The sequence below is a fragment of the Methylobacter tundripaludum SV96 genome, assembly GCF_000190755.2.
Taxonomy (GTDB): Bacteria; Pseudomonadota; Gammaproteobacteria; order Methylococcales; family Methylomonadaceae; genus Methylobacter_A; species Methylobacter_A tundripaludum.
In genome coordinates this window covers 219,809-233,003 of record NZ_JH109152.1, presented here as the reverse complement: position 1 = coordinate 233,003, position 13,195 = coordinate 219,809, and the positions used below count along the sequence as shown (strand labels likewise).

Here is a 13,195-nt window from a genome sequence, read left to right as displayed (position 1 = left end):
TGTTGAGCGTTGTTTTACAGCCAATCTCTACCTACCCGAAGCTCGCTATGCTTTGCGAAGTAGCCATCCGGCATCTGCCGGATTCAAGTACGTCAATAATTTCATTGCATTCAATGATATTTTCCTGATGCGCCAAAAGAGAGTCAGCCAACGCGGTAATCGCGAGCCAATTCGACCGCTCACTGACAAAATTGAATGCCGCCAGAAATAACTCAGTCATTTTTCTTTCCCTCAATTCATCACTGTCGATAAAGCACTCAAGATACTCGTTGACAACCTTCAAATCGGATGAGCCGCCGTAATACTGCAGTGCATTGACATTCACCAGTTCCGGGTTAATCGGTTCGTTGTCACGCAGTGCGAGATATCTAGCTTCGGCTAAAGGCCCGACGAGCAGATTGATTATATCGGCTTCGAAGGCGTGTTGATAAGCATGTTTCTGTGCAGCGGAAAAGTCTTTTGTGGCCTCATCAAGCGATGACGGCAGGGTATGAATCAAGCGACCGCCTTCTACTTTAGCGATATAGTGATCAGAGGGATTGCCTAAAAACTCGGATGACTGAACGTCATTGTTCAACGGTTTAATAAAAATCAGAAAAAAAACCGGCGGCAGCCCTTTTTGTTGGTTGCCAAGATAAATCGCGGCTGCATGTCCTGCTTCATGGATAGCTATTTTCCTGCTAATTTCTTGATGGACTAGTTTAGATGTATTTTTTAAATTGTGGGTACGGTTCATAGAGCACATGGTTGATACAGCTGCCTGCTTATCAAAGGGATAAGGTAAGGTAAGTTACGAGCGATGTTTCAGAGCAAAATCAGGAGTCGGATAAAGTCTTGCGGATTATCTAATTCCTAGCGCGATTTTGTTACTCAATGAACTGTTGCCAATATCCTGAAGATATATCGTCATGCTGAACCCTTCAGGATTTGAACTTGCTTCATTTTTGCTTTTTTAATGGTGGGTGACATAGCCAATTTTTTGTTAAATTGCAGTGTTATTACCTTATCGAACAACATAGGGCAATAACTCAATCAGTGGTATTAGAACGGAAAGTAAAAATAAAAAAAATAAGTACAAATACTTACCGACTAAAGCTTCTGAGCTGAAAAAACACAATAAGTAATTGATATACAATAAATTAATTATACCTTTAGATATATAATTCTGAGTACATTGAAAGCAAAATAGTATCCCAATAGGACGCTCATGCAACCTGCCACAAAAATGACCGCACTACCATTGACCTTCTGCAAGCAAGCGGTCTTTTAATCGATAACGTATTTGCCAACCTCCGGCAACAAATTGGCATGAAGACCATCCTGAGTCGAGCAGGTTTTTCATAAACGTTCGGGTATACCGATTCGTGAAGTGGTTTATACCTTGCTGCTCTGGCTGTGGTAGAAAAAGGAATCGATTGGTATGTTTGCGCGGGAAGGTCACCGGCGCCTTAGATGAATTAAAAGCCGTATTGGGCGATGCAGTTGCCTTGGTCATGGAAACCATTGATAGGCACATACAGTGCCTATTTGTGCAAGTCCTGCAACTTGACCCTAGGACTTTACGGCTTGAGGCTTCGTAAATCAGAGGCTTGTGGCTGTTATGTGGTTAAAAATGAACTCCGAAACTTTAGTTGTAAGTAGTCGTACGGATTTATCAGGGGGCGTAAGCAAGAGATACTTCACTATGAGTTTTTAGGTGTTCTCATAAGATATTTTCATTGCGTCTTAACTAAACGGGAAGTGCGATTATGAAAAATTACCCATTAATAGTGGTTGGACTTTTGCTTTTTTCTGCGACAGCGTCGGCTATTGAACAAGCCGCCCCCAAGCAGGTTGAGGAAGTGCATCACCGCGTACAGCGAGTGGTGCCCTATGCACTGGACCAAACCCTGCAAACGTTTACCAAAACCGTTCATGGCGGTGTCCAGCATGTTGTCGTCAAATCGGCAGACAATACCAAGCAGATCAAACTGGTTCAGGAACATCTACTTAAAGTTGCCGATGCCTTCAGGAAAGGTGATTTTTCTACGACTGAACGTGTCCACGGTCCTGATATGCCGGGTCTGGCTCAGTTAAAAAAGGCGGAAACCGACGATATAAAATTTGAATATAAAGCGTTACCGAACGGTGCGCAGATTCATTATTCAACCGAGTATCCCCAGTATGTTCAGGCGCTTCATATGTGGTTCGATGCCCAGCTAAAGGATCACGGCAGCGACGTCATACCGGAACACAGTCAACACCATTCAACCATTGCGGAATAAATTGAACGACGATCATCTTTAAGGCAGGCAGCCTGAAACTTTTAATCGGCTAAAAAGCTTTATTTGTCATAGCAGCCGAGTTTGCTTTTGACCCGGACAAACCCATGACGCGGCTGGAATAGTTAAACTGCAACAATCTGGAATAACACATTATGCCATTACGTGATCTTGAAACATGGATGTGGGCGGAAGCTTGTGAAATATTGGATCGAGCCGACCGATTGCATCGACAGTTTTTTAGACCGGCGGTTATGAACGCCAAACGGCCGACTTGGGAGCCGCCGATCGATGTCTACGAAACCGGTTATGAATTCAAAATCATGATCGCGCTACCGGGTGTTGCCCCGGAACATTTGAAAGTCGTACTGGAAGACGATCATTTGATTATTAACGGACAGCGGCATCTACCGAACAGTGCCGAGGCGACTATTCGACGCCTGGAAATTCCCTATGGACGCTTTGAGCGGCGCATTGAACTGCCCGCCGGGCGTTTTGAAATCGGCACTAATGAACTTGTGAACGGTTGCTTGTTAATTTCACTGCGGAAAATATAAGGGCTTCTTATGCAAATCAAGGATCTGAAAAACATACTTCTGGGATCAACGGCGGGTACGGAAGAGTCCTCTTCAGAGATAAAGCAGGAGGCTCCGTTGCAATATCCGCCTGTTCCCAATGATGCGCTAATCATTGTGCCGATGCGCGGAACTGTGCTTTTCCCGCAAAACGTTTCTCCGTTGGTGATAGGCCGTAAACTTTCCATTGCGGCCGTGCAGGAGGCGGTGCGTTCCGAGAAACCGATCGGCTTGCTGATGCAATTGCGGGACAAAGATGAAGAACCCAACCCGGATGATCTCTACCCGGTCGGTACCGTGGCGGAAATTTTACGCTACATAACCGCGCCTGACGGCACCCATCATGTCGTTTGTCAGGGTATGCAACGCTTTCGCGTGCAGGCGTTTTTGCCGGGCTATCCGTTTCTTGTCGCCCGCATTGAACGTTACGAAGAGCCTGAACTGAGCTCCAAGGATGTTGAAGCGCGCGTCATTACGCTCAAGCAAAAAGCGCTGGAAGTGCTGGCTCAATCGAAGCAACCGCCTGATGAACTGGTTAATGCTATTCGATCTATCGGTTCGCCGCCGATGCTGGCCGACCTGATTGCCAGCTACCTGATTTCAAAAGCTACCGAGAAACAAGAGATACTGGCACTGTTTGATATACAGGAACGTATCGACAAGATTCTGGAATTGCTCAATTACCAAGTAGAAGTATTAAAACTTTCCAACAAGATTAACGAACAAACCCAGGAAACCATGGGGCAACGGCAACGCGAATTCGTGTTGCGGGAACAAATGAAGGCCATCCAAAAAGAATTGGGTGAAGAGGAAGGCGGCGCTGCCGAAATTGAGGAAATAGGCAACGCCATCACTGCCGCCAAGATGCCGGAAGAAGTGGAAAAACAGGCGCGCAAGGAGCTCGGTCGCTTGCAGCACATGCCCGATGCCAGCGGCGAATATTCGATGATTCGCACCTACCTTGATTGGCTGACCGAACTGCCCTGGTCGGTCGCAAGCGCAGGCGTTATCGATATAACAAAAGCCCGCGAAATCCTTAACGAAGATCATTACGGCCTGGAGAAAATCAAGCAGCGCATCTTGGAATTTTTGGCGGTGCGCAAGCTCAACCCGAATGGCAAGAGCCCTATTCTTTGCTTTGTCGGGCCGCCCGGCGTCGGAAAAACCTCATTGGGACGCAGCATAGCCCGTGCAACCGGGCGTGAGTTTATACGCGCAAGCCTCGGCGGTACGCATGACGAAGCCGAGATTCGCGGTCACCGGCGCACTTATATCGGCGCGCTGCCGGGCAACATTATTCAGTCCATACGCAAGGCCGGCACCAATAATCCGGTCTTTATGCTGGATGAAATGGACAAGCTCGGCTCGGGATTTCAGGGCGATCCCTCTTCAGCCTTGCTGGAAGTCTTGGACCCCGAGCAGAACTCAACCTTCCGGGATAATTATCTGGCTGTCGCGTTCGATTTGAGCCATGTCATGTTTATCGGAACGGCCAATGTGCTGGACAGCATACCCGGACCTTTGCGCGACCGGATGGAAGTGATCGAGTTGACCGGTTACACCACTGATGAAAAACTCCAGATAGCCAAGCGCTATCTGGTGCAAAGACAACTGGAAAGTAGCGGTTTGACCCCGGAGCAATGCGCAATCACCGAAAACGCCATACTAACCATTATTCAGGACTACACCCGTGAAGCCGGTTGCAGGAATCTGGAGCGTGAAATCGGGTCGGTATTTCGTCATGTCGCGATGCGCATTGCCGAAAGTCTAGTCGTTAACGAGCAGATCGACAGTGAGCACATTCCGGGCATTCTGGGACCGAAAAAATTCGACAGCGACGTCGCGATGCGCACCAGCGTTCCGGGCGTTGCCACAGGACTGGCCTGGACGCCGGTCGGCGGCGATATTCTGTTTATTGAAGCCACCCGTTTGCCCGGCAACGGCAAGCTGATCCTGACCGGCCAGTTGGGCGAGGTCATGAAAGAAAGCGCTCAGGCCGCGTTGAGCCTGGTGAAATCGCGCGCCCATGAGCTGGGTTTGCAGCCGGAAATATTCGAAAAAAGCGACATCCATGTCCACGTACCGGCGGGCGCCATTCCTAAGGACGGCCCCAGCGCCGGTGTTGCGATGTTTACCGCACTTTATTCCGCTTTTTCTGAAAAGATTGTCAAAAACGATGTCGCCATGACCGGAGAAATCAGCCTGCGCGGACTGGTATTACCGGTCGGCGGCATTAAAGAGAAAGTCATTGCTGCGGCCAGGGCTGGCATAACAACCGTCATGCTGCCTGCGCGTAACCAAAGAGACTTTGAAGAAATACCCGAAGCGGTCAGAAACCAGCTCCAGTTTGTCTGGTTGGAAAAGGTCGATGACGCGTTAAAAAGCGCCGTGGAAAATGATCCTGAAACATAAGCTTTCCATAAAAAACCAGAAAAATCATTTGATCCACGAAAAACACGAAATAAGTCTATTACCAGCTATCCAGCTTTTGGGTCACTGCCCACCAAGTTAAGCCAAAAATAGTTAGGGTTGAATGCCGTGGGCGCGAATTTATTAAGCCTTTAACTTAATAGCAGTGCCATTTTGGGTACAATCTACCGCTTAATATCTATTGAATATTTTCGTGCTTTTTGTGTATTTCGTGGACCGGCGAAACGACAGTTGCATGCACCCTCACTTTCGGAACTCTGCTGAAACGCGGGTACCGGACCAGTTCTTCCCGAACGAATTCCTTTATTTTAATGAGCCAGTCCAGTTTGTAAGCGTATTTATCCGAACCTACCGCACTGTCACTGGGCGGATCGGTCACGCAATCTTTGGCCGGAAGTTTGCTGATGAAAGCAACTCCGTGGTGGGTTGTTTGCCCATTGCAAATAGCGTGGGCGATCAATACCCCTCCTTTCAAAACGAATAACCCTAGGAAATCAAACTCCGTGCAAAGTAAGCGAGTACTATTCACTATCGAATAATGACTGATACTTTTTTCAGGGAGCAAACAAGCCATGCAGCTGCAAGACATAGGACTTTTAAAAAAATTAGCTATAGCTTTGATTTTTGTTGGGCTGGTATTGCTTATTGGACATGAACTGGAACTTTATCTTCCTGATTTGGAAGTCGGAATTCAGGAGTTGGGCGCTTTTGCGCCGTTAGGCTTTATTACGTTGTTTGCCGCTCTGACGCCTTTTTTTGTATCAGTCGATGCGCTCTGTTTTGCGGCAGGCTTATTATTTCCAATCGGTGCCGGGGCATTTTATATCGTCATCGCAACCTATCTGGCATCGGCACTTATTTTTGTTCTGGGCCGCTATTTATTGCGTGCTAGAGTCCTTACGTATCTTGCCGAACATAAGCATTTTTCCGGACTCAACGAGGTCATCAAGGGCAACGAATTTAAGCTGATGTTTTTATTGCGCCTGACACCTTTGCCGTTTGCAATGCTGAGTTACGCTTTTTCGGTGACTCAGGTCAAGTTCCGGCCTTATCTGGCCGCTACCAGCGGTATTTTAATTTACAACATCAGTCTGGTTTATTTCGGCTATACCGCCAAACACCTGTCCGGGTTGCTCAGTGAAGCTTCGCCGCAGAGTACCGTTTCCTATCCGCTGCTGACATTGGGTTTAGCTATTTCCCTGGCAGTGCTGATCTATGCGGCAAAAATTGCGGGTAAAACCGTAAAGCAACTGGGTATAAAGATTAAATAATTACGGCGCAATCATGCCGTTTTGCAGATAACTCTCGTCATAATTGAAAATGATGTCTGCGTCGGGAAGTACCAGCCCTTCATTCTTGCCTTTGTAATCAAGACGAAACAACATGTCCTTAATGACGTTGATGCGGGCGATCTTTTTGTCGTCAGCCCTGACCACAGTCCACGGTGCAGTCAAATGATGGGTTCTGGCAAGCATGATGTTACGGGCCAGACTGTATTCCTTCCAATGCTTGGGCGCAGACTTATCAATGGGACTGCTTTTCCATTGTTTGAGCGGATCCTGTTCCCTGTCTTTCAGGCGTTTCTTTTGTTCATCCTGACTAATATCCAGATAATATTTCAATAACTTGATGCCGGACCGAACCAGCATCTGCTCGAAGCCGGGCACGGTTTCAAGAAACTCGTGGTATTGCTCATCGGTACAGAAACCCATCACATGTTCCACGCCCGCGCGGTTGTACCAGCTGCGGTTGAATAACACCATTTCCTGAGCGGCGGGAAGATGCACTACGTAACGTTGAAAATACCAACTGCTGACATCCCGGTCGGAAGGTTTTCCGAGCGCCACCGTGCGTGTTTCACGAGGACTCAGATGTTGAGTAATGCGCTTTATAGTGCCGTCCTTGCCGCCCGCATCCCGCCCTTCAAAGATGATCAGAATCTTATCGTCATGCTTGATAAAATGATTTTGGAGTTTAACCAGTTCGATTTGCAACTGAGTCAGGGTCTTTTTGTAGTCTTTCCTGTCGATTGTTTTTTGATCGTGTTTTTTGGTCATGATTAATGCGCCTCAGGAATGGAAAAAGCATTACACCACGAAGACACGAAGAAAAGCGGAGTAAAAACTTCGTGTTCTCGACAATTGCTCCTGCATTGCTCTACCTCCTGCGTCCATGCAGTCGTTCGTGTCTTCGTGGTGAATTAAATCTATCTATTTACATTTTTACCAGACGATAAAAAATGTGTTTTGCTATTTCAGCCGTTGAGATATAGAGCATGACGATGACGCCCAGCAAACCGAGTAAACGAAGCGGCAGCGGCTCGAAACCTATTAACGGCGCAATCGGCGTATAGGGTAACGCTACGGTGACGGCAACGATAGTCAGCGTTGCGGCAACCAGGTATTTGCCGGGGCGTGTGGCAAAAAACGGCTTGCTGCTACGCACCACAAACACGATCAACGCAGCTGAAACTACCGATTCCAGAAACCAGGCGGTGCGAAATTGCTCTACAGAAACATCCAGCCACAGCAGCAGGCCGAAGGTCATAAAATCGAACAGGGAGCTGACGAAGCCGAAGGTGATCATGAATTTACGGATGAACTTAATATCCCAACGCCTGGGTTGCGAGACCATGTCCGCATCGACATTATCCGAGGCGATGGTCATTTCCGGGAAATCGGTCAGCAAGTTGGTCAACAGGATTTGCTTGGGCAATAACGGCAGAAAAGGCAGGAACAAGGATGCGCCCGCCATGCTGAACATGTTGCCGAAGTTGGAACTGGTCGCCATGAACACGTATTTCAGCGTGTTGGCGAAGGTGATGCGTCCTTCGCGAACGCCTTGCACCAGTACCGCCAGGTCTTTTTCCAACAGCACAATTTCGGCGGTTTCCTTGGCGATGTCGGCGGCGCTTTCAACGGAGATGCCGACATCGGCGGCATGCAGCGCGGACACATCATTAATGCCGTCGCCCATATAACCGACCACAAAACCGGCTTTTTTCAGCGCAATGATAATACGCTCTTTCTGGTTGGGCTCGACTTCGGCGAATAAATCGACATTCGCCACTTTATTGATCAATGCCGAACCGCTCATTTTTTCAATTTCCGGGCCGGTCAGGATTTCGTGTTCGGCAAGTCCCAGTTGCTTACTGACGGTGGCCGCTACCAAACGATTGTCGCCGGTAATAATTTTGAGCGTCACACCCAGTTCGCGTAATTGCTTGATCGTTTCGGCACAGTCCGCTTTGGGCGGATCGAAAAACAACAGAAAACCTAAAAAGCGCATGCCGGTTTCATCCGTCTTATCAATCCGCGCCTTGGAATCCATCGGCTTATAGGCCAGTCCCAAAGTGCGAAATCCCTGGCGGCTGAAATCTTCGTAACGCTGCTGAATTTGGTCTCTCACCGATTCTATAGGCATCAGCGTGCCGTCGGCATTTTCCACTTCGGAGCAGGCGGCCAGCACATTGGTCAGCGCGCCTTTGGTGATCAAAATGCTTTCGCCCTGTTTTGAAACTAACAGGCTTAACCGTTTGCGGTAAAAATCGTAGGGAATTTCCGCCAGCTTTTTGCAGTCTTTTAAATCGAACTGCCGATATTGCCTGATCGCTTCGTCGATGGGATTGCTAAATCCGGTTTCGTAAGCAGAATTAAGGTAGGCATAAAACGATACCTTATCGCTGGCATTGCCCGACAGATCAAACGCGTCGTGCAGATGCACGGTGCCTTCGGTCAAGGTGCCGGTTTTATCCGAACACAGCACGTTCATGCTGCCGAAGTTCTCAATGGAGGCCAGTTGCTTGACGATGACTTTTTGTTCGGCCATGCGCTTGGCACCGTGAGCCAGATTGATGCTGATGATTGCCGGTAATAATTGCGGCGTTAGGCCGACGGCCAACGCCAGCGCGAATAAAAACGAATCCAGTACCGCTTTTTCAAGATAGACATTCACCGCGAAAATCAGCATAACCAGTGTCAGCGTGATCTCCATCAGCAGATAACCGAAGCGCCTGATACCGCGCTCGAACTCGGTTTCAGGCGCTTTTAACTTGATGCGCAGGGAAAGTTTGCCGAACTCCGTGGTTTGCCCGGTCGCAACCACCAGCGCTGTGGCAGCGCCGCTCTGCACATGCGTTCCCATCCACAAGGCGTTGGTGCGCTGGCTTAATGCGGTCTCTGTAGGCAACACGCCGGGCAGTTTTTCGACCGGATAGGTCTCTCCGGTCAGTATGGCTTCATCGATAAACAGGTTATCGGATTCAAGAATCAAACAATCCCCCGGAATAATATCCCCCGCCTTGAGCAATATAATATCGCCGGGAATCAGGCTTTCGGCGGCAATCTCCGTTGCAATTCCGCCTCGAAGCACGCTGACCTTGATCTGCACGATCTCAAGCAGTTTTTCTATGGCGCTGGCCGCGCCTTTTTCCTGCCAGAATCCTAACAAACCGCTGATCAGTACAATCGTTAAAATGATCGCCGCATCCAGCCGGTCATGTAAATAGAATGACAAGCCGGTGGCAAAAAGCAGTATCAGGATAATGGAACTTTTAAATTGGGCCAAAAACAGACGTAAGTTTCCCGTCTGCTTTTTGTTGTTCAGCCGGTTTGCACCGTAGCGCTTTATGCGTTGATTAGCTTCCTCGTTGCTTAATCCTTGGACTGTCGTAGCCAGCTGTTTGAGTTGCTGTTCAGCAGGAGTGTTCCAGAATGCGTTATGCGTTTCAGGTTTATCCGATTTTGAAACGTTTTTCATGATTAATCCTGCTGTGATTTCGGGGTCAATGAATGCGTAAAATCCCTATTTGGCTAGAGTGCTAACAAGCCATTGGCAAAAACACGCTATTTACCTAATCTCTATTAATCCCAAGCTATACCTGCGACGTACTTAGAAATTGGTGAAGCTTTCTACCTCGTGATGAGCTTAATGTATGTTCGATACCGTACAGACCGCAACTAACTACTGGGTATAGTCTTTATATACTTTAATACGTTTAAGTGCACGTGTGATTATATCTCACGGCATGAGTAACAGCTCCTGTCGTATATCGATAGATCTAATTGAGAAATTTATAAACAAGTAAGCGGCTTACGGCCAGCAGGCGATGAGGCCAGGAGAAACTGCAAATGCAAGCTTATCCATTAAAATCATTTGCCTTTATGGAACTGGCGGCCTTAGCTGTGCTGGTATTGTTGGGGTTTTGCTATGTCGAAAATGCAGGCGTTTTTTCGCGCCACATGATTATACATATAGCGCTGATGACCGTAGCAGCACCCGTTTTAGCAAGTTTACTGCTAAAGCTATCCTCCAAGTCCGCTAGTGTTTCAACGCTGTTCGCGGCTGTCACCCTACAAGCTGCTTTGTTATTTGCATGGCATTCGCCGCTAGGTATCGGTTTGGCGATGAAAGGGCATGCCGGGACTTTGCTGATGCAAGCAACCCTGTTTTTCTCCGCATTATGGTTTTGGCTCACAGTATTCAATCAAACCGGCGAACATTTATGGCGAGCAGTTATTGCCCTGTTGTTGACCGGCAAGCTGTTTTGCTTAATGGCCGTATTACTGATATTTGCGCCCCGTGTGCTTTACAGTATGACGGCCATCAATATGCCTATTGAACTCGCCGATCAGCAGTTGGCCGGTCTGCTTATGGTTACTGTTTGCCCGATTACTTACGTGCTTGCTGCGGTTGTCTTAATTTCCCGTTGGTTCCAGACATTGTCTGATACGCAAAGCAATGTTACTTCTACGGCGGTTGCAGCGGAAAACAGCTCATGGCAAAGCCGGTAAGAAGACGTTTGCGTAAACTTCTGCCTTGGGCCATTGGGCTTTTTGCCGGGGGCATTGTGCTTGCTCTGGCTATCGCATATTCCGGCATTTTCAACATCGCGGCCAGTGCGGGACATCCGGTTTTGCTCGAGTGGCTTTTAACGCTGGGTAAAGAGCGTTCGGTTATCGTCAACAGCAAGCCTGTTGATGTGCCGGATCTGGATATTGCCGGGTTGGTGCCGCTTGGGGCAGCACATTTCCAAGGAGGTTGCGCAACCTGCCATAGGACGCCGGGGCAAAAGTTGAATCCTGTTTATGGTCAGATGCTGCCTTCGCCCCCAGACTTGAAAGTGCATGCACCTATGTGGACGCGCAAACAACTGTTTTGGATGGTGCGTCACGGCATTCAATTTACCGGTATGCCGGCTTGGAGCGGGGATGGTCGCGATGATGAAGTTTGGGCGGTAGTTGCGTTTTTGGAGGCGCTGCCGTCGATGAATACAGTGGATTACCTGAAATATGCGAGCGGGAATAGCAAAGATATTATCGCAGCTCAAGCTGGTGAAGTTGCCAGTCAGGGTAGGCCTAAGATTAATATCACCGCATGCAGCCGTTGCCATGATACAGACAATGCGCCGCCGACAAGTCCTTACGTACCGAGCCTTGGGGGTCAGAATAAAGCTTATTTGAAAAGGACCTTGCACGAATATCACAGCGATCTGCGACAAAGCGGCTTTATGGAGCTTATTGCCGTCGAACTTGATAGTGAACATATTAATAATCTGGCGGACTATTACGCGTCGTTAAAGCCTTCAGTTAGTAAACCCGCTCAGAATGTATCTTCGGAAGGAGCCATGCTGGCGGTGCATGGCGATTTATCGCACAAGATTCCGGCTTGCCTGTCGTGCCACGGGGCTAACAAACGTCCGGATTATCCCCGTCTTGCCGGACAATCCGAACAATATATCAAACAGCAGTTACTGGTTTTGCAACGAGGAATACGCGCAAAAACACCTTACGGCGCGATTATGACCACCATTGCAAAGCGCTTGACCGAGCAACAAATGGGAGCGGCAGCCGCATTCTTTGCAAGTCAATCACCGACGGAACGCACTGAGCACAAAACCGGGGAGGGCTTGCGACAATGAAATGGGTTTGGATGATATTTTGTGTTATGGCTTTGTTGATCATAGCCGGCTGTGATGGCCGGCAATCGGCGTTTACCGCTTTAGGGCCGGTTTCATCGCGAATCACGCTGCTGACCTGGATCATGTTTATCGGAGCGGCCTTTATAACGCTTTTAATTTGCGCGCTAATAGTTATTTCAATAGCGGGTCCTGCCGATTGGCGCCACAAACTTACCAGTGAAAAAAGCATTGTTTGGGGAGGGATGGTTTTTCCGGTAGTGACTTTGACCGCTTTGTTGATTTACGGATTTTTGGTTTTAAAAGCCGGGGGAACATTGTCGCAGGCCGAAAACCCGGTGCATATTTCAGTAATAGGCGAGCAATGGTGGTGGCGTGTTATTTATCGGCACGACGACGGTCATACAACGGAAAGCGCTAATGAACTGCGGATTCCTACAGGCCGCCCGATTGAAATCGAGCTATCGACGGCGGATGTGATTCATAGCTTCTGGATACCCGCCTATGCAGGCAAGGTCGACATGGTTCCTGGACGCACCAATATTTTGCATTTTATTGCCGATAAACCCGGCACCGTGACTGGACAATGCGCAGAATATTGCGGCGGTGCGCACGCGCTGATGTCGTTTTATACCGTAGCGATGACGCCTTCCGATTATGATGCTTGGCTCGCCAAGGAGCGAATGGACGCGAAACCGGCGCTTGCGCATGAAGGCGAACAGGTCTTTTTATCCAGCGGATGCGCTGGCTGCCATACGGTTCGCGGCATCCCTGCAGACGGCAAGATAGGGCCGAATTTGACCCATGTCGGCAGCAGACTGTCGCTTGGTGCAGGTATTCTGCCAAATACTAAGGAAGGCTTTGCCAAATGGATTAGCCAGCATAAAACGGTTAAGCCTGAAAATTTGATGCCGCCTTTCGATATTTTTTCTGAAAGCGAGTTGCAGGCCTTATCGAGTTATTTAGACAGTTTGGAGTAATCGCAATGCGTAAACTGGAAAAAATAGGGATGA

At 48.5% G+C, this 13,195-nt stretch carries 10 protein-coding genes; 7 read left to right on the top strand and 3 right to left on the bottom strand.

Annotated elements, in window-relative coordinates; translation table 11 throughout:
- Positions 1–31: 31 nt before the first annotated feature.
- Positions 32–577: a hypothetical protein gene (locus METTU_RS01110; RefSeq protein WP_367301493.1), complete on the bottom strand. Its 546-nt coding sequence runs from the start codon at positions 575–577 to the stop codon at positions 32–34.
- A gap of 1,171 nt (positions 578–1,748) precedes the next feature.
- Between METTU_RS01110 and METTU_RS01105 the strand changes: the two genes are divergently transcribed.
- The 4 genes from METTU_RS01105 to METTU_RS01085 all read left to right on the top strand — a co-directional run bounded on the left by METTU_RS01105 (position 1,749) and on the right by METTU_RS01085 (position 6,537).
- On the top strand, positions 1,749–2,264 hold the full coding sequence (locus tag METTU_RS01105) for a hypothetical protein (RefSeq protein ID WP_006889450.1): 516 nt from the start codon (positions 1,749–1,751) through the stop codon (positions 2,262–2,264).
- Between the two features lie 152 nt (positions 2,265–2,416).
- On the top strand, positions 2,417–2,818 hold the full coding sequence (locus METTU_RS01100) for an Hsp20/alpha crystallin family protein (RefSeq protein ID WP_006889449.1): 402 nt from the start codon (positions 2,417–2,419) through the stop codon (positions 2,816–2,818).
- Between the two features lie 9 nt (positions 2,819–2,827).
- The gene (gene lon / locus METTU_RS01095) at positions 2,828–5,248 is read left to right on the top strand and encodes an endopeptidase La (RefSeq protein WP_006889448.1); all 2,421 of its coding nucleotides are present in this window, start codon (positions 2,828–2,830) and stop codon (positions 5,246–5,248) included.
- Positions 5,249–5,838: 590 nt separating this feature from the next.
- Positions 5,839–6,537 (top strand): TVP38/TMEM64 family protein, encoded by a 699-nt coding sequence (locus METTU_RS01085; protein WP_006889447.1) that lies wholly within the window; start codon positions 5,839–5,841, stop codon positions 6,535–6,537.
- Here METTU_RS01085 and ppk2 read toward each other — a convergent pair whose 3' ends face one another.
- Both ppk2 and mgtA read right to left on the bottom strand, forming a co-directional pair.
- Positions 6,538–7,323, bottom strand: a complete 786-nt coding sequence (ppk2, locus tag METTU_RS01080) for a polyphosphate kinase 2 (RefSeq protein ID WP_006889446.1) — start codon at positions 7,321–7,323, stop codon at positions 6,538–6,540.
- A gap of 157 nt (positions 7,324–7,480) precedes the next feature.
- Positions 7,481–10,024, bottom strand: a complete 2,544-nt coding sequence (gene mgtA, locus METTU_RS01075) for a magnesium-translocating P-type ATPase (RefSeq protein ID WP_006889445.1) — start codon at positions 10,022–10,024, stop codon at positions 7,481–7,483.
- Between the two features lie 371 nt (positions 10,025–10,395).
- Between mgtA and METTU_RS01070 the strand changes: the two genes are divergently transcribed.
- Genes METTU_RS01070 through coxB form a run of 3 tightly spaced genes read left to right on the top strand, consistent with a single transcriptional unit; the run spans position 10,396 to position 13,162 of the window.
- Entirely contained in the window at positions 10,396–11,058 is a 663-nt protein-coding gene (locus METTU_RS01070; RefSeq protein ID WP_006889444.1) for a cytochrome c oxidase assembly protein, read from the top strand.
- Complete coding sequence (locus tag METTU_RS01065) at positions 11,043–12,185, top strand: c-type cytochrome (protein ID WP_006889443.1); 1,143 nt, start codon at positions 11,043–11,045, stop codon at positions 12,183–12,185. Before METTU_RS01070 ends, METTU_RS01065 begins: the two co-directional genes overlap by 16 nt.
- Positions 12,186–12,211: 26 nt before the next feature.
- Positions 12,212–13,162 carry a cytochrome c oxidase subunit II gene (gene coxB / locus METTU_RS01060; protein WP_254257794.1) on the top strand — a complete coding sequence of 317 codons (951 nt, stop codon included), beginning with the start codon at positions 12,212–12,214 and terminating at the stop codon, positions 13,160–13,162.
- Positions 13,163–13,195: the final 33 nt, after the last annotated feature.

Coding starts and splice junctions, on each gene's coding strand:
- coxB (WP_254257794.1), top strand. CDS start 12,212: ATGGCTTTGTTGATCATAGCCGGCTGTGATGGCCGGCAATCGGCGTTT.
- mgtA (WP_006889445.1), bottom strand. CDS start 10,024: ATGAAAAACGTTTCAAAATCGGATAAACCTGAAACGCATAACGCATTC.
- METTU_RS01100 (WP_006889449.1), top strand. CDS start 2,417: ATGCCATTACGTGATCTTGAAACATGGATGTGGGCGGAAGCTTGTGAA.
- lon (WP_006889448.1), top strand. CDS start 2,828: ATGCAAATCAAGGATCTGAAAAACATACTTCTGGGATCAACGGCGGGT.
- METTU_RS01065 (WP_006889443.1), top strand. CDS start 11,043: ATGGCAAAGCCGGTAAGAAGACGTTTGCGTAAACTTCTGCCTTGGGCC.
- ppk2 (WP_006889446.1), bottom strand. CDS start 7,323: ATGACCAAAAAACACGATCAAAAAACAATCGACAGGAAAGACTACAAA.
- METTU_RS01070 (WP_006889444.1), top strand. CDS start 10,396: ATGCAAGCTTATCCATTAAAATCATTTGCCTTTATGGAACTGGCGGCC.
- METTU_RS01105 (WP_006889450.1), top strand. CDS start 1,749: ATGAAAAATTACCCATTAATAGTGGTTGGACTTTTGCTTTTTTCTGCG.
- METTU_RS01085 (WP_006889447.1), top strand. CDS start 5,839: ATGCAGCTGCAAGACATAGGACTTTTAAAAAAATTAGCTATAGCTTTG.